Origin of the sequence: Aeromonas sp. CD, assembly GCF_033349375.1 — a bacterium.
Taxonomy (GTDB): Bacteria; Pseudomonadota; Gammaproteobacteria; order Enterobacterales; family Aeromonadaceae; genus Aeromonas; species Aeromonas hydrophila.
Genome location: NZ_CP137631.1, coordinates 4,269,601 through 4,292,187 on the forward strand (window position 1 = coordinate 4,269,601; position 22,587 = coordinate 4,292,187).

Consider the following 22,587-nt stretch of genomic DNA (forward strand, 5'->3'; position numbering starts at 1 on the left):
AGCGTCAGGCGCCCTTGCGCACCTCTGCCGCAATCTGGTCGAGCAGCTGCTGCCAGCCAGCCCCCAGCTCGCTCACCAGAGTGCCGTAGCCATCGGCCGGCAGCACCCGCACCTGCTGGAAAGGGACGTCACGCAGTACAGTACCCTCTTCGGTCAGCAGGCGCCAGCGGCCGCTCAGCACGGCACGCCCGTCGTGGCGCCCCTGGAAGCGCTCTACCGAAATGGTCAGCACCGGCCCCTTGCGGGCACCGTCCTGCCGCACCACCCAGCCCGGCAAGCGGCTGGAGAGGCCGTTCAGGGTCAGCTGATCGAGCTGGGCATCCAGCGACCCCGCCCAGCGATGGTACTCGGCGAAGTGCAGCTCCTTGCCCTCCAGCTGATAGACCAGGCTCATCCGATCCAGCTGGCCGGAGAGGGACACCGGCTTGAGCACCAGCTGGTGCTGCGGCTGAGCGACCACCGCGGCCGGTTGCTGCGCCTCGGCGTCGAGGGAGTAGTAGTGCAGCTGCGTCGGCGCGGAACTGCAACCCGCCAACAGGCCCAGCAAGGCCAGCACCATCATCTGTTTCTTCATCATTGACCTCGCTTGGGCTCGGGATCACGGGGACGAGCCCGATCGAAAATCAACGAACTCGGCTGCTCGTTGAGCGAATGCACCAGCGGCTGCAACTCGCGCATCAGCTGGTTGAGCGACTGCACCGACTGCCGCAGATCCTGGTTGGTCTGGGAGTTGGCGTCGTACTCCTGCAGCGTGCTCTGCAACTGCTTCAGGCTGTCGTTGAGGGACGCCGGCAACTGCTGGGTCGCACTCTGACCGGTGAACTTGTCCAGATTGGCGCTCACCGCGCTGACGTTCTTCAGGGTCTGTTCCAGGGTCACCAGGGTGTGGTTGACCTGGTTCAGCGTCTTGGCGGTGTCCATGTCGACGAACTTGTCGAGGATCTGGTTCACCTTGCGCTCAATCTGATCCAGCCCGGCCTGCACGGTCGGGAACACCTGATAGCCCGCCAGCTTGGTGGGCTGGAACCTGGGCGCATCCGGATAGAAGTTCAGATCCACCACCTTGCCCCCGGTCAGCAGGCTGGAAGTCTTGAGTGTCGCCCGCAACCCCTCTTTGAACTGCCTGCCGAACAGTGCCCGCCACTGCTCCTTCTCCGCGTTGGCATAGCGGTGGGAGAGGCGCTGCACCTCGATCCGCGCCAGTACCGGGATCTGCCGACTCTGGAACATTTGCACCCCTTTCTCATCGATGAGATAGGGGGCCGAGATGACGGTGCCGACCCGGATGCCGCGATACTCCACCGCCGCGCCCGGGTGCAGGCCGCCGACGCTGTCCTCGAACAGGAACACATAGTCGATGAACTGATCCAGGCTACCGGCCAGTACGCTGGCCTGATCCTGGAACAGGGTGAAGTCGTCCATCTGCTTGACCGGCTCACCGGGCGCCCAGCCGGGCGGCAGCCCCATGGTGATGCCGCCGTCCAGCAGGCTCTCCAGCGAATCCATCTTCACCTTCATCCCCTCGCTGCTCATGGAGACCTCGAAACCCGGGGTCATCCAGAAGCGGGAGTTGCTGCTCACCAGCACGTCATAGGGGGCGTTGATGAAGATCTGGTACTGCATCTCGCTCTTCTCGGGCAGGAACTTCGCCTCTTCCACCTGGCCTATGGTGAAGCCCTGGTAGTTGATGGGCGAGCCGACCCCGAGCGCCCGGGTGTCGCGGCTGCTCAGCGATAATCGCAGCCCCTTGGCGTCCTGCGAGGCCAGTGGCGGCTTGTCCAGCATGGCGTACTCGTCGCGCGCCTTGCCCTTCTTGCCGGGAGCCAGTTCGATGTAGGCGCCGGAGAGCAGGGTACCGAGGCCGGACACCCCCTCCCGGCCGACCCTGGGCTTGACCACCCAGAACTGGCTGTCCTTCTTGAGCATGCCGGCGGCAGCATTGGTCAAACGGGCCTTCAACACCGCATGGCTGTAGTCCTCGCTGAGCTCCACCGCCTCGATGCGGCCTACTTCCACCTCGCGGGAGCGGATCACCGTCTTGCCCGCCACTATGCCTTCGGCCGTCGCCACCGTCAGGGTGAAGCTGGGACCTTGTGAATACCAGTGCTGGAACAGCATCCAGATCCCGATGAACAGCGCCAGCAGCGGCACCATCCAGATAGCGGCGGCCGAGCTCAGAAAATCAGAGCCGGGTTTCCACCTTTTCTTACGCTCACTCACGTTCGCGTTCTCCTTGTTGTAAATCCCAGATCAGGCGGGAATCGAAGCTCATGGCTGCCACCATGGTGATCAGCACCACACCCGCAAAAGCGACGGCCGCAGGGCCCGGATAGATGGTCATCAGGTTGTCGAGCCGGATCAGGCCCGCCAGAATGGCCACCACGAAGACGTCGATCATCGACCAGCGTCCCACGAATTCAGTCATGCGATAAAGTTTGAGCTTGCCAAGGGGCGACGCCCCCTGGCCGCGCTGCACCATGTAGCAGAGCCACAGCAGCGCCAGGATCTTGACCAGCGGCACCACCACGCTGGCGAAAAAAATCACCGCGGCAATGGGATAGGAGCCCATGGCCCACAGCAGCACCACCCCGCCGAGAATGGTGGAGGGGCTGTCATCTCCGAGGAAGACGGTGTCCATGATGGGATAGAGATTGGCCGGGATATAGAGGATCACCGAGGTGAAGAGCAGCGCCCAGGTCCGGTTCAGCCCACCCGGTTTGCGGCTGTGCAGATGATCGCCGCACCGTTTGCAACTGTCGGCACCGGTCTCGCTCAGGGCGCCGCAGATGTGGCAGCCCACCAGCCCGGAGGTCATGGCGCTGGCCTCGTCATCCTCCACCGTCAGCCCGTGCAGCTCGCTCGGCCCGAACAATCGCTGCCACAGCCACATTCGGTCCAGCGACGAGATCATCTTGATCAGCAGCACCGTGTAGCCGACGAACGCCCAGAACGACAGGCCCATCTTGATGTCGGCCATCCCCATCAGCTTGACCAGCGAGATAAGCACCCCGATGAGGAACACATCCACCATCAGCCAGGGCTTGATCCGGCACAGCAGCCGGCCGAGGGAGCGCAGGGCGTTGCTGTGCAGATCCTTGTCGACCCGCCACAGCACCAGCATGATGGAACCGATATAGACCAGCGGCAAGCCGATCAGGGTCAGGCTCAACACGGCCCCGAGAAACAGGTAGCCCTGATCCACCAGGGTGGTGATGCACTGCAAAAAGGTCATCTCCTGCCCCACCCCCTTGGCGGAGAAGGACATGAAGGTAAAAGAGTTGGAGAGCACGAACATGATGATGGCCGCAAAGCCGTAGGCGATGGGCCTGCGCTCCTGCTCCGGCAGATGGCGGCTCAGAGTGTGACCGCAACGCGGGCAGCTGCTCGCCTCCCCCACGGCCAGCGTGGTGGCCGGCACCAGCAGGTCGCACTCTTCGCACGCGGTGGCGTCATGGGTATAGGTGGGTTGGTGTTGGTGTGAAACCGGATGCAAGATGAAACCCCAGCATGAGGCCCGCCACGGGGCCAGAGCCGCCAATTATTACAGCAGCGGCCCGCGCCGACCAGCCCTGTCGTTGCACCATCCGGGTCAGGTGTGAGAATGACTTTGACAAGCAAGTGACCATTTAGCACAATCAAACGCCACTTTTTTTCCGCGGGACAATAATTTATGACAACTGAATCCCCAAGCTACTCCACGATTGAGCAAGCCTTCTCCCTCGGGAACGGGCAAGATTCTGCCCTCAACTGGTTGCGCAAGAATCGCAGTCAGGTCGCCATCTTCCTGGTGAGCGGCATCAAGCTGGAGGGGACCATCAGCGGTTTCGACCAGTACAGCGTGCTGTTGACCGATGCCCACGGCAACCAGCAGCTGGTCTACAAGGCCAAGATTTCCACCATCGCCATGCACTCCGGCCGGCCGCAGGTCAGCATCCAGCGTGCCCGCAAGCCCCGCGTCTCCATGGCGCCGCGCCCCCACGGCGCGCCCGGTCGTTACGACGACAACCAGGGCGGCGGTAGCAGCGAGCAGTAATGCACTTGCCTGAGTCACCCCGACGCCATTGCTGCGTCAAAGGGTGACCGAGTCCATTCTCATGTATCATGTCTGTCCCGTATGAGAATGGACTCCACTCTTCCTCCGAGTGGACCCATCCGTTTTCTCTCTCATTCCTTCAATACTGCAAGTCGACCGGTCGGCCATCCCTGACCATGCAGGTCTGCATCCCCGCAGCCTGACCGGCCTGCACGCCGATCCCCGTATCCTCGAATACCAGACAGCCTGCCGGCTCGACAGCCAGCCGACGTGCGACCAGCAGAAACGTATCGGGATGGGGTTTGTGCAGTTCCACATCGTCGGCGGTCACCACCACGGGGAAGTAGCGATCCAGCCCGGTATTGCGCAGCACGGCCTCGGCATTGATACGGGGCGAGCCGGTACCGATCCCCATCGGGATGCGGCCATGATAGCGCTCGACCAGCTCCAGCATGGCCGGGAAGGGGGTTGCCTTGTGCAGGTTGGCGACGTAGTGCTCCGTCTTGCAGCGCGTCACGGTCAGGGGGTCCAGCGCGATCTGCTGCACCTCGGCCACCAGCAGGGCGATTTTGCGGCTCGGCATGCCCCCCAGCTCATAGAACCAGTCGGCATCGAACCGGAAGCCAAACTCGCGGGCCGTGTGCTCCCAGGCGGCCAAGTGCAGCGGCATGGAGTCAACCAGGGTGCCGTCGAGGTCAAATACCAGGCCTTGAAATCCGGATAGGGTCATGTGCGGAGTCTGTCTCTGAACAAAGGGCCCCCATTCTAGCCAGAGTCATCTTTGCTCGCCACGACCTAGGTGGCGAGAAACGCTTGCCCCCACATTTGTGCCTGAAAATAGATGGGCGTCAGCCTGGCGGGATCCAGCTGATAAGTGGGTGCCAGCTGGGCCAGCAAGGGCCAATCCCCCTGTTCATAGCTCTTCACCAGCTGGAACAGATGAAAGAGCGGCCCCTCGCGAGACTCCAGCGCCCGCCTCACGTCCTTGGGCAAGTGGGCCTTGAGCTGCTCGGAGAGCAGTGAGCCATCCAGCACCAACCCCACCAGAAAGGCCCAGCTGGCAGCCGCCTTGCCGAGCGTATTCAGGGCGATCAGCTCGCAGAAACGTCCGCGGGCGATGGCCATGCGGGTGCAGGCCTCCGGCATGTGCTGGCTGACCCTGGCCAGCCCGTAGATGAGCACGAACTTGCGGATCTCCTGCTCCCCCAGATAGGAGAGCGCTCGGGTGACCGAGACGATAGGGCTGGCGTGATCGAAACCGGGGGCGTTGACATAGCTCAGCAGCTGCCCCGGCAACCAGGCATCCTGCTCCAGCAGGGTGGCCACCCGGGCGAAGGAGAACTCCTCGCGGCAGATCAGTTGCAGTATCTCCTGCACCAGCTTCATGTCTGGCTGGGCGGCGCGCTGGTTGACCAGCTCGGGGCGGGCGAGAAAACCGCCGGCGAAGAAGTCGACTCCCGCCTCCTTGAGCGGCAGGAAGTCTCCCCAGGTCTCGATGTCGAGCGCCATCCGCTTGTGCTCGGTCGGCTGGCGGATCCCCTCTTCACCCATCCAGAACACCAGCAGCCGGGAGGCGTTGAACCAGCGCGGCTCGCGCTGGGCACCGTGCACCGCCAGCCGGCGCCGGTAGTCGCGCCACTGCTCCAGCACGGGGAAGGAGGCGGGCAGCCGATCGGTGGAAGCCTCGACCAGCGGTATGGTGTCCTGATCGAACAGCAGGGGACGCAGTTCATCGAGCTGCTCGTGGGTGAAGGGCAGCAGGTATTGCCGCCCCTGTGCCAGCAACCGGCACTGGGCGGCCAGCAGGGGCCATTCGGCAGGGTCGGCAAGCTGGTAGTCGATGCCATAGGCGACGAGGGCGAGGCGGCGGTTGAAGATGGGATAGCGACGTAACAACATGGGCTCACCGATAGGCTAGCGTACACGCCCTCCCCTGCGATTTGGCATGATAGAGCGCCTGATCAGCCTGTTCGGTCAAGCTCTGCCATGTTCCATCCAGCGAGGGAACCAGATAGCTAAAGCCTATGCTAACCGTAATGAAATCAGCAACTCGGGAGGCCGGATGCGGGATCTTTAATTCGCTGAGCCCCTGGTGAATCTGTTCCGCCAATCGCTCCGCCTCGCCGGGTTGCGGACCGCACAACAGGATCACGAACTCCTCGCCGCCATAGCGTGCCACCAGGTTGGTGCGCCGCCGCTCCGCCTCCTGCAGCAGACGGGCGACCTGCTGCAAACATTGGTCCCCCTTGGCATGACCGAAGTGGTCGTTGTAGGACTTGAACTCATCCACATCGATCATCAGCACCGCCAGCAGGTTTTGATGGCGGCGCGCCCACTCCCACTCCCGCTGCATGGTGAGATCCCAGTGGCGGCGGTTGGCGATGCCGGTCAGCGGATCCTCCAGTGACAGCAGCGACAGGCGCTTGTTGGCTTCCTCCAGCGCCCGGTTGGTCTCCGCCAGCTGCATGGTGCGCTCGCTGACCCGCTGCTCCAGTTCACGATTGAAACGCTCAAGTGCCTCCTGGGTACGCTGACGGATCAGCAACTGGGAGAGCATGGCCGCATACTGCTTGAAGATCTCGCTCTGATAGGCCTTGAGCGGTCGACGCCACAGCAGGTTGTCGGCCGCAATCCAGCCGATCGGGGTGGCGCCGTCCCACAGCGACACCATGGCGTTCCAGCCGCGACCCACCTCCTGCTTTTCGTAGTAGAGCGGCGCATCCTCCAGCACCAGCACATAATCCTTGCGGCGCAGCGCCTCCTGCACCGTGGGGTGATCAGGAATGGGACTGATGAAGTGATGTTCGTCGATCAGCTCGCCAGCCTCGTTGGTGCCCCAGGTGCCGTGCATGGTCTTGAACTCGGCGTCGACCAGGAAGATGGCGATGCGATCGAACTGCAGCTCCTGGCGGGCCAGCACCACGGCCTCGCGCAGCAGTTGATGCTCGCTGTCGCAGCGGGAGAGCTGAACCCCCACCTGATGCAGCGCCTGCAGCATGCTGAGGAAGGAGCCTTGCAGCGCCTGGCTGCGGATGAGGTCGGCCTGGGTATGGCGCCGCTGATCCCGCTCCAGATCGATCTGGCTGGCGAGCAACCGGCTCTCCAGTTCGGCGGCAAGATAGTGCATCAGCAGCTGAATGCTCTGTTGCTGGCGACGGGAGAGGCGATCGAGACGACGGCGGGTCTCCAGATAGACCACCGCCTCCAGCCCCTTGTGGCGTTTGAGCGGGAAACAGGCGCGCAGGCGTGTCGTCTGCGGCTCCACCGTCTCCCAGATGTCTTGAGGGTGGGCTAGCTGCTCCACCACCAGCTGTCCCTTGTCGAGGGCATGTTCGATGAAAACGATTGGCAGCTGGAGCGTAGCAAGGGCGTCGGCAGTCAGGCAGATCAGCCCCTGTTCGAGCTGAAAGCTGTATAGCTGGGACTCGGGCGCCCGCAGCCACAAGTAGATCTGTTCGGCTTCGGTTTTTTCCCTGACTGCCGCCAGCGTCACTTCACAGAGATGTTCAAAACTGGTGAAGTGCTCTGGATCCCATTCCTGCATGCCTGCCATCCTTGATTGTATCCAAGCGAGTATATCGGCAAACTTTGCACTTTAATTGACTAGCCAGTCAAAAGCGCGATCCAGAGCCCACTTTTTATAACAGATTCAACGCCTGCATCGCGTCACGAATGCGGGTGCGCGTCGCCTCTGACAGCGGCATCACGGGCAGACGGCACTCCTCGCTGCAAAAGCCCAGCAGGGAGACTGCATACTTGGCACCGGCGGGACTCGGCTCGGCAAACATCGCCTGATGGAGCGGAATCAGCTTGTCTTGCAGCTCACGGGCGGCTTGCCACTGGCCGGCCAACGTGAGGTTCTGCACTTCGGCCACCAGCTTGGGCGCCACGTTGGCGGTCACCGAGATGCAGCCCTGGCCGCCGCCGATGTTGTAGGCCACAGCGGTGGCATCTTCACCGGACAGCCAGGCAAACGGCTTCTTGATCAGCTGGCGTTCGGTCCAAGGGCGGGCCAGATCGCCGGTGGCGTCTTTCACCCCGGCAATGCGCGGCAGCTCGGCCAGTCGGGCCAGGGTGGCCGGTTGCACGTCGACGATGGCGCGCGGCGGGATGTTGTAGACGATGATCGGCTTGCTGGTGGCATCGTGCACCGCCTTGAAGTGGTGGTAGAGCCCCTCCTGATTGGGGCGGTTGTAGTAACCGGCCACGTGCAGGGTGGCATCGGCCCCCGCCTGCTCGGCATGACGGGTGTATTCGATCGCCTCGACCGGGTTGTTGGAGCCGGCCCCGGCAATCACCGGAATGCGGCCCGCCACCAGCTTGACCACCAGCTCCACCACCCGGCAGTGTTCGTCATGGGTCAGGGTCGGGCTCTCGCCCGTGGTGCCCACCGGCACTATGCCGTGGGTACCCTGTTCGATATGCCACTCCACCAGACGCGCCAGCGCCTCTTCATCCAGCTTGCCCTGTCGAAAGGGAGTGATCAGGGCGACGATTGAACCTTTGAACATGGAATTTCCTTCTCCGTTGACTCATGAATGTGGCAATAAAAAACCCCGGTACGATGTGCGCAACCGGGGTTTGAATCTGCTCAGGGATGAGAGGTTACGCGCGAACGTCGGCAGGCCCGAATGTCAGGCTTTTTTTATGCTTTCGTTTCAACCCGTTGAACCGCATTGCGTCATCTCTGCTCAAAAAATGGTGTCTGGGCATATTTCGGGAACACGGCATAAATGTCAAGGCGAAAGCGGCTATGTATAATGGCCGCCCAAAATTGCGTGGAGAGACCCGATGAGCAGCCCGATCAGTGCCGTCAGCCAGATGCTGGAACGAAACCAAGCCCTCTTTGTCGGCAAGCGGCTGCTGGTGTGCGGCGCGCTGGAGGATGACTATCCGCGCCAGCTGGCGACCCTGACTCACTCCCTCACCGTCTTTACCACGGATTACTGCTACTACCGCAGCCAGCAGGCCGCGCTGGGGGATACCATCCTGTTCGACCATCAGCTCGGCGGTGCCCCCCGTTTCGATGCCCTGCTGCTGCTGATGCCCAAGGCCAAGGCCGAGGCCCAGTATCTGCTGGCCATGATGACTCCACTGCTGGAGGCCGGTGCCGAGCTGTTCCTCGCCGGTGAAAACCGCGGCGGCATCAATGGGGCCGACAAGCTGCTGGCCCCCTACGGCGACAAGCCGGTCAAACGCGACTCGGCCCGCCGCTGCTCCCTCTATCACGGCGAGCTGAGCAAACCGGTTGAACCGTTCGAGCTGGATAGCTGGTTTGGTCGCTATCAATGCAAGGCCGGCGAGACCGAACTGACCGTGCTGGCGCTACCCGGCGTGTTCAGTGCATCCGAACTGGATCTCGGCAGCCAGATGCTGCTGGCCAGCCTGCCGGCCATGCAGGGAGCGCTGCTCGATTTCGGTTGCGGCGCCGGGGTGATTGGCTCGGTGCTGGCCAAGCGCAATCCCGAACTCCAGGTCACCATGGTGGATATCAACGCGCTGGCGCTGGAATCCAGCCGCCGCACCCTGGCCATCAACGGCCTGCAAGGCGAGGTGCGGGCATCCGACGTCTATTCCGACATCCAGGGAAAATTTGACCGGATCGTCTCCAACCCGCCGTTCCACGCCGGCCTCAAGACCTTCTACGCGGCCACCGAGACCTTCCTGGCCAAGGCACCGGATCATCTGCAGTCCCAGGGCTCGCTGACGATAGTTGCCAACGCCTTCCTGCGATATCAGCCTATACTGGAAACGCACTTCAAACGGACTGAAGTGATCAGCAGCGATGCCAAATTCAAGGTCTATCTGAGCAAAGTGTAAATAAGTGTAACCAGTCACCGGAAACAGGTAGAGAGCCCCATACGGGATCTGATAAGGTAATTGTCACACCTCAAACCACCCCTTTAGGGGTGTTTTTTTGCATCAGACTGAAAACCTTTTCATAGTATGAATTCAGGGAGAGAAATACGATGGCAGGCATACTCACCATGATCCTGGCCGGCGGCGAAGGTACTCGCCTCCAGCCACTCACCACCACCCGCAGCAAGCCCTCGGTTCCCTTCGGCGGCAGCTACCGACTGATCGACTTCGTCCTCAACAACTTCGTCAACGCCGACTTCCTGCGCATCTACGTATTGACCCAATTCAAGTCCCAGTCCCTCTATCTGCACATGAAGAAGGGCTGGAACATCGTCGGCATCACGGATCGCTTCATCGACCCGATCCCGGCCCAGATGCGGATGGGCAAACGCTGGTATGACGGCACCGCCGACGCCATCTACCAGAACCTGCGTTTCATCGAGATCTCCGACCCCGAGCACGTCTGCATCTTCGGCTCCGACCACATCTACAAGATGGACGTGAGCCAGATGGTGACCTTCCACAAGCAAAAGGCCGCCGCCCTGACCGTCGCCGCCCTGCGCATGCCCATCGAGGAGGCGAGCGCCTTCGGGGTGATCGAGGTGGATCAGGAGGGCCGGATGATCGGCTTCGAAGAGAAGCCCAAGCGACCCAAGCACATCCCCGGCGATCCCACCCAGGCGCTGGTCTCCATGGGCAACTACATCTTCGAGACCGAGGCGCTCTATCGCGAACTCAAGCGCGATGCCGCCGAGGAGAACTCCAGTCACGATTTCGGCAAGGACATCATCCCCAGCCTGTTCCCGCGCGCCCCCGTCTATGTCTATGACTACAGCACCAACGTCATTCCGGGCGAGAAACCCAACGTCTACTGGCGCGATGTGGGGACGCTGGACTCCTACTGGCAGGCGCACATGGACCTGGTGGCCGACGATGCCCCCTTCTCTCTCTACAACCGCAAGTGGCCGCTGCATACCCACTACCCGCCGCTGCCGCCCGCCACCTTCGTCGATACCGACGACTGCAAGGTGAAGATTGCCAACTCGCTGATCTCCGGCGGCTGCTTCATCCAGGGCAGCCAGATCCAGCGCTCCATCCTGGGTTTTCGTTGCAACGTGGGGCCTTGCAGCCACATCAGCGAGTCGGTCCTGCTCGGGGACGTGAAGATCGGCGAGGGCTGCTCCATTCGCCGCGCCATCATCGACAAGAACGTTGAAATTGCGCCCGGCACCGTGATCGGTGAAAATCTGGACCATGACAGAGAACGATTTACCGTGTCCGAAGGCGGTATCGTCGTGGTACCTAAGGGAGCAAGAGTTGGCTATTAACCCACTGAAAATCCTGTTCGTTGCCTCGGAAGTTGAGGGGCTTGTGAAGACCGGGGGCCTGGCAGACGTGGCCAGAGCCCTGCCGCTGTACCTGGCCCAGAAGGGGCATGATGTCAGGATCATGCTGCCCTTCTACAAGACGATAAAGCGACGGGATGAGGCCAAACTGCTGGTCTCGCGCTGGCTGCCAACCCACCCGGGCCTGCCGGATATCGGCTACCGCATCTATCAGATGGATCTGGAGGGAGTCTGCGTCTACCTGCTCGACTGCCCGCAGTACTTCGATCGCCCCCAGCTCTACGCCGAGAACAACCAGGCCTATCCGGACAACGGCGAGCGCTTCGCCTTTCTGGCCGCGGCAGCGCTGCACGCCAGTGAACAGCTCGCCTTTGCCCCCGACATAGTGCACTGCAACGACTGGCACACCGGCCTGCTGCCGCTGCTGCTGAAAACCCGTCACGCCCACAATCCCTTCTTCCAGCACACCCGCAGCGTGATCAGCATTCACAACGCGGCCTTTCAGGGGGTATTCGAGCGCCAGCAGTTCTGGGCCGTGCCCGAGATTGCCGACTACGAACAGCGCATCAGTTACGACTACGGCCACGTCAACCTGCTCAAATGCGGCGTGCTCTATGCCGACAAGATCAACGCGGTCAGCCCCAACTATGCCAGCGAATTGCTGACCCACCTGGGTGCCCACGGCATGGCCAGCATCTTCCAGCAACGGGCGGCGGATCTGCGCGGCATCCTCAACGGCTGTGACTATCAGGACTGGGATCCGGCGTTTGACGACTTCCTGCCGGCCACCTATGACGTCGACAATCTGGCCGGCAAGCGTATCTGCAAGCAGAGTCTGCAACAGGAAACCGGCCTGCCGGTGGCGGATCTGCCCATCTATGGCATGGTGTGCCGGCTGACCGAACAGAAGGGCGTTCACCTGCTGCTGCCGGTGCTGGACAAGTTTCTGCATCACAAGGTGCAGGTGGTGATCGTCGGCTCGGGGGATCCCTCCCTCGCAGCTCAACTGCAGACCCTGGCGCAACAATTCCCGGACCGGCTCGCCTTCATCAACACCTATGACGACCGGCTCGCTCATCTGGTGGAAGCGGGTGCCGACTTCTTCCTGATGCCCTCTCTGTTCGAACCGTGTGGACTCAACCAGATGTACAGCCTGGCCTATGGCACCCTGCCGCTGGTGCGGGCCGTCGGTGGCCTGAAAGATACGGTGGTGGACTGGGATGCCGACCCGGAGCACGCAACCGGCTTCTGCTTCAACGATCCAACCGCCAACATCTTGCTCGATGCCATGCGCCGCAGCCTGCTCTACTACCTGCAGGATCCCGAACAGTTTGCCCGGGTGCAGCGCAATGCCATGAACACCCGCTTCAACTGGCCGGATTCGGTCACTCAATACGAGCAGATGTATCAGGACGCACTGGCCCGCCACTGAGGCAGATTGCTGAAGTTTTGTCCCCTTGATGCTGCTTTGAACGTCAACAGCGAAAAAAGTCCCCTTTGGCTGTTGACGCTCCTTCAAAACTCTATAGAATCCCCCACCGCAGTGATGCGAAGGTGGCGGAATTGGTAGACGCGCTAGCTTCAGGTGTTAGTGTCCCACGGATGTGAGGGTTCGAGTCCCTCTCTTCGCACCATACTGCAACATGCTTTATCAGACAGCATGTCAATCCAGACTGATAACCCGAATGTGCGAAGGTGGCGGAATTGGTAGACGCGCTAGCTTCAGGTGTTAGTGCCCCCCGGGTGTGAGGGTTCGAGTCCCTCTCTTCGCACCATGCTTCTCCAGACAGCATGTAAATCAAAACTGGTAACACAATGTGCGAAGGTGGCGGAATTGGTAGACGCGCTAGCTTCAGGTGTTAGTGTCCCACGGATGTGAGGGTTCGAGTCCCTCTCTTCGCACCATGCTTTATCCAGACAGCATGTAAAACCAGACTGGAAACCCGATGTGCGAAGGTGGCGGAATTGGTAGACGCGCTAGCTTCAGGTGTTAGTGCCCCCCGGGTGTGAGGGTTCGAGTCCCTCTCTTCGCACCATGCTTCTGGCATGTAAAACGCAGAAAATGCGCTCCAACCGCATTTAAAAACCCGCTGGAGAAAATCAGTGTGCGAAGGTGGCGGAATTGGTAGACGCGCTAGCTTCAGGTGTTAGTGTCCCACGGATGTGAGGGTTCGAGTCCCTCTCTTCGCACCATTCATTATGCAAAAGGCCCATCACGAAAGTGATGGGCCTTTTGTTTTTAGCCCTTGTTATGACTATGCTTTTGACGACTCACCGCCCATCGTCATGCCAAGGAACGCATATGATACTGGATACCGACATTCACAACTTCTACGAGCATCTGGTGCTCAAGGAGATTGAGAGACAGGGGCTCAACCAGAAGCTGAGCGCCAACCAGATGGCCGATCTCTGCTGCCTGACCCTGAACCAGCTGCCCTCCCACTACATTCGTCACGACGTCGACATGATCTACTTCCTGACCGATGCCAAGCGTACCGAGATGGAGAAAAACGTCATCGAGTCGCTCAAGCTGGCGCAAGAGAAGGTGCAAAGCGCCCCGGCCACCTCGTCATAACCAGGGCTGTTGCCAGATCAGGGCCGCGACACCCGTCATACCGGCCACCGGCAGCAGGATCAGCGCAGGCCTCAGCCTGGGTTCGAGCATGACCCAGGCGGCCAGCAAAAAGCCCAGGCTCCACATACCGTACGCCTTGTCCTGACCCCAGATCAGGATCGCCAGCAGCCCGATCAGCAGCATGGCTCTCACTATCCATCTCATGACACACTCCCCTCCAACAATTGATAACAATTATCATTTGTATTTTAGAAGTATGCAATCGGACTTTTCTATCGGAGTCGAATGTCCCATCGGGGCAAACAGAGCACTCAAAAACGGGTTATGAGATCAACTAATTTGTAAGTTTTTCAATCAAAACTGCATTTTTGCTAAATCAGTTGGGATTTGCCCCCCCAGGTTTGTGGTAGATTGCGGCCTCTTTTTGGGTGGGCCCCTCGGGATACGTGTATCCACAGGACGAGAGGGACTGACCTTGGCGAGCAAGAGTTTAGGAAGTATCTATGCAAAACCAACAAAACCACATCCGATTGCCAGGCATGTCGCAGGTGTTTGCCTGCCTGGCCATTTTCCTGGCCCTGGCCTTCTCCTTCACCAGCGTGCTCGACCTGCCAATCCAGTTGGCACTGTTCATCGCCTGGTTCGTCATCATGGGGCTTGGCATCAAGCTTGGTCATGACTACAAATCCCTGGAGCAGGCGGCCGTCGACGGCGTCGCCAAGGGGATGGGGGCCATCCTGATCCTGGTCTCCGTCGGTGCTCTGGTGGGCACCTGGATTGCCGGCGGCATTGTCCCCAGCATCATCTACTTCGGCCTCAAGGTGATTCACCCGTCCATCTTCCTGTTGGCCACCCTGATCATCTGTTCGCTGACCTCGCTGGCCACCGGCACCTCCTGGGGCTCGGCTGCCACTGCCGGCATCGCCATGATGGGGATCGGCCACAGCCTCGGCGTGCCCGCGCCGCTGGTGGCGGGAGCCGTGCTCTCCGGCGTCTACTTCGGTGACAAGCTCTCCCCGCTCTCAGACTCCGTGGTGCTGGCCTCGACCATGTCCAACGTCGACGTGATGGAACACATCAAGGGGATGCTACCCATCAGCCTGTTCTCCTATGTCATCACCGCCGCCCTGTTCACCGTGGTCGGCATGCAGTACTCCGGCAACGTCAGCCTGGAGCAGGTCAACCTGGTGATGGAGGCGCTCGACAAGCAGTTCAACATCACCCCGCTGGCCATAGTCCCGGTGGTGCTGGTGCTGGGCCTGCTGGCCAACCGCAAACCCGCCTTCCCGGTGATCAGCTTCGGTGCCCTGCTTGGTCTGATCTGGGCCATCCTGTTCCAGGACATGGACCCGGTCAAGGCGATGCACTCCGCCTACAGCCCGTTTGCCATCACCTCCGGCGTCGACTTCATCGACAACATCCTGGGCCGCGGTGGCATGGAGTCCATGCTGGGCTCGGTCGCGGTCATCATCTTCGGTTTGGGGTTTGGCGGCCTGCTGGAGAAGGTCGGCATTCTGGAAGTCATCGCCAGCGCCTTCGAGAAGCGCATCAATAGCGTCGGCAGCCTGACCAGCCACACCATCGGCACCGCGTTTCTGGCCAACGTGTTCGGCTCGGCCATGTATGTGTCGCTGATCCTGACCCCCAAGATCATGGCCAAGAACTACGACCGGCTGGGACTGGCACGCAAGAACCTCTCCCGCAACGCCGAGTTCGGCGGCACCCTCACCTGCGGCATGGTGCCCTGGAGCGACAACGGCATCTTCATGGCCGGGGTACTGGGGGTGGCGACCCTCGACTACCTGCCCTACATGTGGCTCAGCTTCACCTGCATCATCGTGACCATCACCCTCGCCTATCTCGGCAAGGCGGTGAACCGGATCCCGGTGATCGAGGCGGCCAGCTCCCGCTAACCGCCGGAAAAACCATGACAAAAGGCGCCAGCACGGCGCCTTTTGTCTGGCCGCGATTCGAGGGTAAGCTGGCAGTCACCTTGATCACTCGCGGCAGGACGCCCAGATGAACTTCACCTTTCGCCAGATCCGCTATTTCGTGGCGGTGGCCGACAGCTTCTCGGTCAGCCGCGCCGCCGCCGAGCTGCACATTTCCCAGTCGGCGGTCACCAGCGCCATCCGCGAGCTGGAGACCGAGCTCGGCGCCGCCCTGTTCGAGCGCAATCCACGCGGCGTCAGCCTCACCACCCAGGGTCACCAGTTTCTGCTGCACGCCCGTCGCATCCTCGGCGCCATGACCGAAGCCGGCCAGTCCCTCAAGGCGGTGGCCCAGCAGGATCAGGGGCGGCTCACCATAGGCGTGACCACGCTGGTGGCCGGCTACTACCTGTCGGAGGCGCTCGGCCGCTTTCGCCGCGCCTTCCCGGCGGTGCAGATCGAGGTGAAGGAGGACGAGCAGCCCTATCTCGAGCACCAGATCGTCAATGGCGAGGTGGATGTGGGGATCCTGATGACCAACCGCACCATCCGCCAGGAGGCGTTCGATACCGAGCTGCTGACCCGCTCGCCGCTGCGGGTCTGGCTCGCCGCCAACCACCCGCTCTGCGCCGAGTCGACCCTCTCCCTCAAGGCGCTCGGCGAGGAGCCCATGATCTCGCTCACCGCCGACCAGCTGGACCAGATCATCGGTGGCGGCCTGCGCCGCTACGGCATAGCGCCACGCATCGTGCTGCGTACCGCCTCGGTGGAAGCGGTGCGCAGCCTGGTGGCGAGCCAGCTCGGGCTCGCCCTGCTGCCGGACTTTGCCTACCGCCCCTGGTCGCTGGAGCAGGAGCGGGTCGAGGCCCGCGCCATCAAGGAGCCCATCCCCGCCATCGACATCGGCCTGGTGTGGCGGCGAGGCTCGCGGCTGGAGTGGACCGCCCGCGAGTTCATCGACATAGTGCGGGATCAGAGCCGGCTGCGGACCCGTCAGCCCCTCGCCCGCTGAGCCTGCCCCCGGCACTGTCGTGGCATCTGCCGCAGAAATTCAGATTCATCTGCACTCGATATCGATTTAGCAGATACCTCTGGCGTTAAAAATTGAAATTCTCATTGCTCACGGCTTCTCCTACGCTCATGACTGGTTAACAAGATGTTAATTGTCAGCATGGCATCACAACCATGCCCGCCCCAGCAAGGAGAGCAAGATGAAACTGACCCCCCTCACCCTGGCCCTGATCCCCGCCCTGCTGGCAGGCCAGACTCAGGCTGTCCCCACCACCCTCGGCAAGGGTGAAGGCCAGCTCAACATCGTGGCCTGGGCCGGCTACGTGGAGCGCGGCGAGACCGACAAGAACTACGACTGGGTCACCGGCTTCGAAAAAGAGACCGGCTGCAAAGTCAACGTCAAGACGGCGGCCACCTCGGACGAGATGGTGGCGCTGATGAACGAGGGGGGCTTCGATCTGGTGGCCGCCTCCGGTGACGCCAGCCTGCGCCTCATCGCTGGCGGCAAGGTGCAGGCGCTCAACCTGGCGCTCATCCCGAGCTACGGCAAGATAAACCCCCGCCTGCAGAATGCCCCTTGGCACACGGTGGATGGCAAGCACTACGGCGTGCCCTACCAGTGGGGCGGCAACATCTTGATGTACAACACCAAGGTGTTCCCCAAGGCGCCCGACTCCTGGAGCGTGGTGTTCGAAGAGCAGACCCTGCCGGACGGCAAGTCCAACAAGGGGCGAGTGCAGGCGTTCGACGGCCCGATCCACATCGCCGATGCCGCCCTCTATCTGATGAGCCACCAGCCGGCACTCGGCATCAAGGATCCTTACGAACTGAACGAGGATCAGTACAAAGCAGCCCTCGACCTCTTGCGCCAGCAGCGTCAGCTGGTGGGGCGCTACTGGCACGACGCCTTCGTCCAGATCGACGACTTCAAGAACGAGGGGGTGGTGGCCTCCGGCTCCTGGCCATTCCAGGCCAATACCCTGACTGCCGACAAGCAGCCCATCGCCACGACGGTGCCCAAGGAGGGCGTCACCGGCTGGGCCGACACCAGCATGGTGCACAGCGAGGCGAAGAACCTCACCTGTGCCTATCAGTGGCTGGAGCACTCCCTCAACAACAAGCTGCAGGGGGATCTCGCCTCCTGGTTCGGCTCCGTACCCGTGGTGCCAGCCGCCTGCGAGGGCAATGCCCTGCTCGGGAAAGAGGGGTGCAAGACCAACGGCATCGACAACTTCGATCGAGTGCACTTCTGGCGTACCCCCGTCACCCAGTGCAAGAGCCAGGGAACCTGCGTGCCTTACTACCGCTGGGTCTCGGACTATATCGCCATCCTGGGTGGTCGCTGAGGTGCCTCAGTAAATGCCGATATGGGGCCGGACAGGAGTCCGGCCCGCTTCCCACACAGACAAGGACGCCCCATGAATGCCGTACAATTTGACCGGGTCAGCCGCCACTATGGCGAGGTGAAGGCGGTCGACGACATCTCCTTCCAGATCCCGGCCGGCGAGTTTTTCACCCTGCTGGGGCCGAGCGGTTCCGGCAAGACCACCTGCCTGCGGATGATCGCGGGCTTCGAATACCCGAGCGAGGGGGAGATCCGGCTGTTCGGCGAGCCCTGCTCCACCGTGCCCCCCTACGATCGCAACCTCAATACCGTGTTTCAGGACTACGCCCTGTTTCCCAACATGGATGTGCGCGACAACATCGGCTACGGCCTGATGCTCAAGGGCGTCACCAAGGCGGAGCGTTACTGCAAGGTGGACGAGATGCTGGAGCTGGTGCGCCTGCCAGGCGTCGGCAACCGCAAGCCGGGCCAGCTCTCCGGCGGCCAGCGCCAGCGCATCGCCATCGCCCGGGCACTGATCAACCAGCCGCGCATCCTGCTGCTGGACGAACCGCTCGGGGCGCTCGACCTCAAGCTGCGCGAGCAGATGCAGCTCGAACTGAAAGCCTTGCAGCGCCAGCTCGGCATCACCTTCATCTTCGTCACCCACGATCAGCAGGAGGCGCTCTCCATGAGCGACCGCATCTGCATCTTCAATCAGGGCAAGATCGAGCAGATAGCCGCGCCGGATACCATCTACGACGCCCCCGCCACCCCCTTCGTCGCGCGCTTCGTCGGCACCGTCAACCTGTTCGAGGGGGAGCAGGCCCGCCGTCTGTGCGGCGATGCTCAGCAGATGATGGTGCGTCCGGAGCGGATCCGGCTCACCGAGGCCGGCACACCGGGCTGGTCAGGGGAGGTGCGCGAGGTGGAGTACCTCGGCCCCTTCGTGCGCTACCGGGTCGATCTTGGCGAGCAGCTCGAGCTTATCGTCAACCACCCCAACGAGGGCCAGGCCCGCCTGCCCCGTGGCGCCCGGGTCAGCCTCAGCTGGCCGGAGCAGGCGATCCATCGCCTGCACACCGCCCCTCTGGGAGCTCAACCATGAGCGCCCCCCACAGTGCGAGCCTAGCCATGAGCCAACCCACTGCCCCCCTCTCCTATCGGCCGCTGCGGCGCCTCTCCACCCTGCTCTACGGGCGGCCAGGTCTGCTGCTGGCCATCCTGCTCGGACCGCCCCTGCTCTGGCTCGGCATCATCTATGTCGGTTCCCTGCTGATGCTGCTCTCCAACGCCTTCTTCGGGCTGGACGAGTTCAGCGGCCAGATCCGCCACGAACTGGGGCTGCAGAACTTCGTCGCCCTGCTGCGGGCGGAGAACCTGGACGTGATCCTGCGCACCGTCGGCATGTCGCTGCTGGTGACCCTGGCCTGCGCCCTGCTCGGCTTTCCGGTGGCCTACTACATGGCGCGCTACACCAGCGGCAAGACCCGGGCCCTGTTCTACGTCGGCATCATGCTGCCGCTCTGGTCCAGTTATCTGGTGCGGGTCTATGCCTGGAAGCTGATCCTGGCCAAGGAGGGGGTCATCAGCTGGCTGGCAGACACCCTGGGACTGGACTGGCTGCTGGACGCCATCCTCTCGCTGCCGGTGATCGGGGGGCCGTCGCTCTCGTTCTCGCGCATCGGCACCTTCATCGTGTTCGTCTACGTCTGGCTGCCTTTCATGATCCTGCCCATCCAGGCGGCGGTGGAGCGGATCCCGCGCTCCTTGCTGGAGGCGAGCGGCGATCTCGGCGCCACCCCGGCCCAGACCTTTCGCACCCTGATCCTGCCGCTGGCCCTGCCCGGCGTGGTGGCGGGCTCCATCTTCACCTTCTCCCTGACGCTGGGGGACTACATCATCCCCGGCATCATAGGCAACTCCACCATGTACATAGGTCAGGTGGTCTACATGCAGCAGGGCACGGCGGGCAACCTGCCCTTCGCCGCCGCCTTCTCGCTGGTGCCGATCCTCATCATCGCCATCTACCTCACCATCGCGAAACGCTTGGGAGCTTTCGATGCGCTTTGATACCCATATGTCACTCATCCACACGAGTTCGCGGGTGCCCATCCTGATCATGGCTATTCACCTGACGACAGCGAAACGTCTGGGGGCTTTCGATGCGCTCTAATACCTCCATGAAACGGGACCACGGCAGCCAACCCTCCGGCCTGCTCAAGTACGCGGCCATCGGCGGTCTCTTGTTCCTGCACTTTCCGATCCTGTTTATCTTCCTCTACGCCTTCACCAGCGAGAGCAAGAGTTACCAGTTTCCGCCCCCCGGCCTCACCCTCAAGTGGTTCGAGGTAACCCTCAATCGCCCCGACGTGTGGCGCGCCATCCAGCTGTCGCTGGAGGTAGCGGGACTGGCAACGCTGGCCGCCATGGTACTCGGCACCCTGGCGGCGGGGGCCATCGCCCGCAGCCGCTTCTTCGGCCAGGAGGTGGTGTCGCTCTTGCTGGTGCTGCCCATCGCCCTGCCCGGCATCGTCACCGGCATCGCGCTGCGCTCCGCTTACGGGGTGATGGAGATCCCCTTCAGCTTCTGGACCATCGTCATCGGTCACGCCACCTTCTGCGTGGTGGTCGTCTACAACAATGCCCTGGCGCGCTTTCGCCGCACCAACCAGAGCCTCATCGAGGCGTCCATGGACCTCGGTGCCGACGGCTTCCAGACCCTGCGCTACGTGATCCTGCCCAACCTCGCCACCGCGCTGCTGGCGGGGGGCATGCTGGCGTTCGCCCTCAGCTTTGACGAGGTGATCGTCACCACCTTCACCGCCGGCCAGCAGACCACGCTGCCGATCTGGATGTATCAGGAGCTGATCCGGCCACGGGACAGGCCGGTCACCAACGTGGTGGCGCTCATCATAGTGGCCTTCACCACCATTCCCATTCTGCTTGCCTACTACCTCACCCGCGACGGCCAGGACGTCGCCGGCAGTGGCAAATAACGACTCAACGCGTGCGCAAGGATGCAACCATGAAACTCTCAACCCAACTCTTGATCGACGGCCAGTTCGTCACCGGTGACGGCCAGGCCGAGCCCATTCTCAACCCGGCCACCGGAGAGCTTCTCGCCTCGGTGCCAGAAGCCTCGTTCGAGCAGGTGAACCGGGCGGTGAACGGCGCCCAGCGCGCCTTCGCCCAGTGGAGCCGCACCACCCCGGCCCAGCGCAGTACCCTGCTGCTGCGCCTGGCCGATGCCATCGAGCGCCACGCCGAGGAGTTCGCGGCCCTCGAATCCCTCAATTGCGGCAAACCCTATCTGGCGGTGCTCAATGACGAGCTGCCGGCGGTGGTAGACTGCTTCCGCTTCTTCGCCGGGGCCGCCCGCTGCCTGCAGGGGCCGCTGGCGGGGGAGTATATCGAGGGGCACACCAGCATGATCCGCCGCGACCCCATCGGCGTGGTGGGCAGTATCGCCCCCTGGAACTATCCGTTGATGATGGCGGCCTGGAAGATGGCCCCGGTGCTCGCCGCCGGCAATACGGTGGTGCTCAAGCCCTCCGAGCAGACCCCCCTCACCGCCCTGCGCCTGGCGGAACTCGCCAGCGAGCTCTTCCCCCGCGGCGTCATCAACATCGTCTGCGGCCGGGGCGAGAGCGTGGGGGCGCCGCTGGTAGAGCACCCGCTGGTGCGCATGGTGTCGCTCACCGGTGACATCGCCACCGGCCAGAAGATCCTGCAAAGCGCCGCCCGCACCATGAAGCGCACCCACCTTGAGCTGGGGGGCAAGGCGCCGGTCATCATCTTCGATGACGCGGATCTGGAGGCCGTGGTGGCGGGCATTCGCACCTTCGGCTTCTACAACGCCGGCCAGGATTGCACCGCCGCCTGCCGCATCTACGCCCAGGGCAAGATCTACGACAAGTTCGTCGCTGCCATGACCGAGGCAGTGGCCTCCATCAAGGTGGGGGGCCAGCGCGAGGAGGGGGTGGAGATGGGGCCGCTCATCTCGGACCGGCAGCGCAACCGGGTGGCCAGCTTCGTGGAGCGGGCCCAGAGCAGCGGCCACGTGGAGGTGACGGCAGGGGGCAAGATCCGCGCCGGCAACGGCTTCTTCTTCGAGCCGACCCTGATCGCCCATGCCCGTCAGGAGGATGAGATCGTGCGCCGGGAGGTGTTCGGCCCGGTGGTGTCGGTGACCCGCTTCAGCGACGCGGAGCAGGTGGTGCAGTGGGCCAACGACTCGGACTACGGCCTCGCCAGTTCGGTCTGGACACGGGATCTCGGCCTTGCCAGCAAGGTGGCCAGCCACCTGCAGTACGGCTGCACCTGGATCAACACCCACTTCATGCTCACCTCCGAGATGCCCCACGGCGGCATGAAGATGTCCGGCTACGGCAAGGATCTCTCCCTCTACGCGCTGGAGGACTACACGGTGCCGCGCCATATCATGGTCAAGCTCTGAAAGTAGCAAGGCTGGCCCAAGGGCCAGCCTCGCTGCATTGCCACTCTCC

Annotated in this window: 20 protein-coding genes and 5 tRNA genes; 17 read left to right on the forward strand and 8 right to left on the reverse strand. The window is 62.4% G+C overall.

The window, feature by feature from the left end; all coding sequences use genetic code 11:
- Positions 1–4 precede the first annotated feature (4 nt).
- From R2E40_RS19860 to R2E40_RS19870, 3 genes are read right to left on the reverse strand one after another with little or no spacing between them, the layout of a single operon-like run.
- Positions 5–574 carry a PqiC family protein gene (locus R2E40_RS19860; protein ID WP_318164209.1) on the reverse strand — a complete coding sequence of 190 codons (570 nt, stop codon included), beginning with the start codon at positions 572–574 and terminating at the stop codon, positions 5–7.
- Positions 574–2,220 carry an intermembrane transport protein PqiB gene (pqiB, locus tag R2E40_RS19865; RefSeq protein ID WP_011707505.1) on the reverse strand — a complete coding sequence of 549 codons (1,647 nt, stop codon included), beginning with the start codon at positions 2,218–2,220 and terminating at the stop codon, positions 574–576. Before pqiB ends, R2E40_RS19860 begins: the two co-directional genes overlap by 1 nt.
- On the reverse strand, positions 2,213–3,493 hold the full coding sequence (locus tag R2E40_RS19870; protein WP_043160297.1) for a paraquat-inducible protein A: 1,281 nt from the start codon (positions 3,491–3,493) through the stop codon (positions 2,213–2,215). Before R2E40_RS19870 ends, pqiB begins: the two co-directional genes overlap by 8 nt.
- A gap of 177 nt (positions 3,494–3,670) precedes the next feature.
- Between R2E40_RS19870 and hfq the strand changes: the two genes are divergently transcribed.
- On the forward strand, positions 3,671–4,033 hold the full coding sequence (gene hfq, locus R2E40_RS19875) for an RNA chaperone Hfq (RefSeq protein ID WP_011707507.1): 363 nt from the start codon (positions 3,671–3,673) through the stop codon (positions 4,031–4,033).
- 139 nt (positions 4,034–4,172) lie between these two features.
- On the opposite strand, the gene R2E40_RS19880 is transcribed toward hfq, so the two are convergent.
- The 4 genes from R2E40_RS19880 to dapA all read right to left on the reverse strand — a co-directional run bounded on the left by R2E40_RS19880 (position 4,173) and on the right by dapA (position 8,544).
- Entirely contained in the window at positions 4,173–4,763 is a 591-nt protein-coding gene (locus R2E40_RS19880; RefSeq protein ID WP_318164210.1) for a beta-phosphoglucomutase family hydrolase, read from the reverse strand.
- Positions 4,764–4,828: 65 nt separating this feature from the next.
- The gene (locus tag R2E40_RS19885) at positions 4,829–5,932 is read right to left on the reverse strand and encodes an EAL and HDOD domain-containing protein (RefSeq protein ID WP_318164211.1); all 1,104 of its coding nucleotides are present in this window, start codon (positions 5,930–5,932) and stop codon (positions 4,829–4,831) included.
- A gap of 4 nt (positions 5,933–5,936) precedes the next feature.
- Complete coding sequence (locus tag R2E40_RS19890; RefSeq protein WP_318164212.1) at positions 5,937–7,577, reverse strand: sensor domain-containing diguanylate cyclase; 1,641 nt, start codon at positions 7,575–7,577, stop codon at positions 5,937–5,939.
- A gap of 94 nt (positions 7,578–7,671) precedes the next feature.
- Positions 7,672–8,544, reverse strand: a complete 873-nt coding sequence (gene dapA, locus R2E40_RS19895) for a 4-hydroxy-tetrahydrodipicolinate synthase (protein WP_011707511.1) — start codon at positions 8,542–8,544, stop codon at positions 7,672–7,674.
- 280 nt (positions 8,545–8,824) lie between these two features.
- On the opposite strand from dapA, the gene rsmC reads away from it, so the two are divergent.
- The 9 genes from rsmC (at position 8,825) to R2E40_RS19940 (ending at position 13,813) form a co-directional block, all read left to right on the forward strand.
- On the forward strand, positions 8,825–9,853 hold the full coding sequence (gene rsmC / locus R2E40_RS19900) for a 16S rRNA (guanine(1207)-N(2))-methyltransferase RsmC (protein ID WP_318164213.1): 1,029 nt from the start codon (positions 8,825–8,827) through the stop codon (positions 9,851–9,853).
- A 149-nt stretch (positions 9,854–10,002) separates the two neighbouring features.
- A complete protein-coding gene (glgC, locus tag R2E40_RS19905) occupies positions 10,003–11,220 on the forward strand; it encodes a glucose-1-phosphate adenylyltransferase (protein WP_011707513.1) in 1,218 nt (405 codons plus the stop codon).
- Positions 11,210–12,670 carry a glycogen synthase GlgA gene (glgA, locus tag R2E40_RS19910; protein WP_039214006.1) on the forward strand — a complete coding sequence of 487 codons (1,461 nt, stop codon included), beginning with the start codon at positions 11,210–11,212 and terminating at the stop codon, positions 12,668–12,670. Before glgC ends, glgA begins: the two co-directional genes overlap by 11 nt.
- A gap of 116 nt (positions 12,671–12,786) precedes the next feature.
- A tRNA-Leu gene (locus tag R2E40_RS19915) sits at positions 12,787–12,872 on the forward strand.
- A gap of 55 nt (positions 12,873–12,927) precedes the next feature.
- Positions 12,928–13,013 (forward strand) — tRNA-Leu (locus tag R2E40_RS19920).
- A gap of 44 nt (positions 13,014–13,057) precedes the next feature.
- Positions 13,058–13,143 (forward strand) — tRNA-Leu (locus R2E40_RS19925).
- A 45-nt stretch (positions 13,144–13,188) separates the two neighbouring features.
- A tRNA-Leu gene (locus R2E40_RS19930) sits at positions 13,189–13,274 on the forward strand.
- Between the two features lie 71 nt (positions 13,275–13,345).
- Positions 13,346–13,431: transfer RNA gene (locus R2E40_RS19935), tRNA-Leu, on the forward strand.
- Positions 13,432–13,540: 109 nt separating this feature from the next.
- A complete protein-coding gene (locus tag R2E40_RS19940) occupies positions 13,541–13,813 on the forward strand; it encodes a late competence development ComFB family protein (RefSeq protein ID WP_016352123.1) in 273 nt (90 codons plus the stop codon).
- Here R2E40_RS19940 and R2E40_RS19945 read toward each other — a convergent pair.
- Entirely contained in the window at positions 13,808–14,017 is a 210-nt protein-coding gene (locus R2E40_RS19945; RefSeq protein ID WP_011707516.1) for a hypothetical protein, read from the reverse strand. The two genes, R2E40_RS19940 and R2E40_RS19945, sit on opposite strands and share 6 nt — an antisense overlap.
- Before the next feature lie 299 nt (positions 14,018–14,316).
- Between R2E40_RS19945 and nhaC the strand changes: the two genes are divergently transcribed.
- The 7 genes from nhaC to R2E40_RS19980 all read left to right on the forward strand — a co-directional run bounded on the left by nhaC (position 14,317) and on the right by R2E40_RS19980 (position 22,538).
- Positions 14,317–15,726 (forward strand): Na+/H+ antiporter NhaC, encoded by a 1,410-nt coding sequence (gene nhaC / locus R2E40_RS19950; protein ID WP_318164214.1) that lies wholly within the window; start codon positions 14,317–14,319, stop codon positions 15,724–15,726.
- Positions 15,727–15,832: 106 nt separating this feature from the next.
- Positions 15,833–16,756 carry a LysR family transcriptional regulator gene (locus tag R2E40_RS19955; protein ID WP_318164215.1) on the forward strand — a complete coding sequence of 308 codons (924 nt, stop codon included), beginning with the start codon at positions 15,833–15,835 and terminating at the stop codon, positions 16,754–16,756.
- A gap of 199 nt (positions 16,757–16,955) precedes the next feature.
- Positions 16,956–18,101: an ABC transporter substrate-binding protein gene (locus tag R2E40_RS19960; protein WP_318164216.1), complete on the forward strand. Its 1,146-nt coding sequence runs from the start codon at positions 16,956–16,958 to the stop codon at positions 18,099–18,101.
- Positions 18,102–18,173: 72 nt separating this feature from the next.
- Positions 18,174–19,187: an ABC transporter ATP-binding protein gene (locus tag R2E40_RS19965; protein ID WP_318164217.1), complete on the forward strand. Its 1,014-nt coding sequence runs from the start codon at positions 18,174–18,176 to the stop codon at positions 19,185–19,187.
- A complete protein-coding gene (locus R2E40_RS19970; protein WP_024944801.1) occupies positions 19,184–20,152 on the forward strand; it encodes an ABC transporter permease in 969 nt (322 codons plus the stop codon). The genes R2E40_RS19965 and R2E40_RS19970 overlap by 4 nt, the downstream gene beginning before the upstream one ends.
- Positions 20,153–20,262: 110 nt before the next feature.
- Positions 20,263–21,078: an ABC transporter permease gene (locus R2E40_RS19975; RefSeq protein WP_019840685.1), complete on the forward strand. Its 816-nt coding sequence runs from the start codon at positions 20,263–20,265 to the stop codon at positions 21,076–21,078.
- A gap of 29 nt (positions 21,079–21,107) precedes the next feature.
- Positions 21,108–22,538: a gamma-aminobutyraldehyde dehydrogenase gene (locus R2E40_RS19980; RefSeq protein ID WP_318164218.1), complete on the forward strand. Its 1,431-nt coding sequence runs from the start codon at positions 21,108–21,110 to the stop codon at positions 22,536–22,538.
- Positions 22,539–22,587: the final 49 nt, after the last annotated feature.

Coding starts and splice junctions, on each gene's coding strand:
- R2E40_RS19890 (WP_318164212.1), bottom strand. CDS start 7,577: ATGCAGGAATGGGATCCAGAGCACTTCACCAGTTTTGAACATCTCTGT.
- dapA (WP_011707511.1), bottom strand. CDS start 8,544: ATGTTCAAAGGTTCAATCGTCGCCCTGATCACTCCCTTTCGACAGGGC.
- R2E40_RS19880 (WP_318164210.1), bottom strand. CDS start 4,763: ATGACCCTATCCGGATTTCAAGGCCTGGTATTTGACCTCGACGGCACC.
- hfq (WP_011707507.1), top strand. CDS start 3,671: ATGACAACTGAATCCCCAAGCTACTCCACGATTGAGCAAGCCTTCTCC.
- R2E40_RS19945 (WP_011707516.1), bottom strand. CDS start 14,017: ATGAGATGGATAGTGAGAGCCATGCTGCTGATCGGGCTGCTGGCGATC.
- R2E40_RS19885 (WP_318164211.1), bottom strand. CDS start 5,932: ATGTTGTTACGTCGCTATCCCATCTTCAACCGCCGCCTCGCCCTCGTC.
- R2E40_RS19975 (WP_019840685.1), top strand. CDS start 20,263: ATGAAACGGGACCACGGCAGCCAACCCTCCGGCCTGCTCAAGTACGCG.
- R2E40_RS19970 (WP_024944801.1), top strand. CDS start 19,184: ATGAGCGCCCCCCACAGTGCGAGCCTAGCCATGAGCCAACCCACTGCC.
- rsmC (WP_318164213.1), top strand. CDS start 8,825: ATGAGCAGCCCGATCAGTGCCGTCAGCCAGATGCTGGAACGAAACCAA.
- nhaC (WP_318164214.1), top strand. CDS start 14,317: ATGCAAAACCAACAAAACCACATCCGATTGCCAGGCATGTCGCAGGTG.
- R2E40_RS19965 (WP_318164217.1), top strand. CDS start 18,174: ATGAATGCCGTACAATTTGACCGGGTCAGCCGCCACTATGGCGAGGTG.
- R2E40_RS19860 (WP_318164209.1), bottom strand. CDS start 574: ATGAAGAAACAGATGATGGTGCTGGCCTTGCTGGGCCTGTTGGCGGGT.
- R2E40_RS19940 (WP_016352123.1), top strand. CDS start 13,541: ATGATACTGGATACCGACATTCACAACTTCTACGAGCATCTGGTGCTC.
- glgC (WP_011707513.1), top strand. CDS start 10,003: ATGGCAGGCATACTCACCATGATCCTGGCCGGCGGCGAAGGTACTCGC.
- R2E40_RS19955 (WP_318164215.1), top strand. CDS start 15,833: ATGAACTTCACCTTTCGCCAGATCCGCTATTTCGTGGCGGTGGCCGAC.
- R2E40_RS19980 (WP_318164218.1), top strand. CDS start 21,108: ATGAAACTCTCAACCCAACTCTTGATCGACGGCCAGTTCGTCACCGGT.
- R2E40_RS19960 (WP_318164216.1), top strand. CDS start 16,956: ATGAAACTGACCCCCCTCACCCTGGCCCTGATCCCCGCCCTGCTGGCA.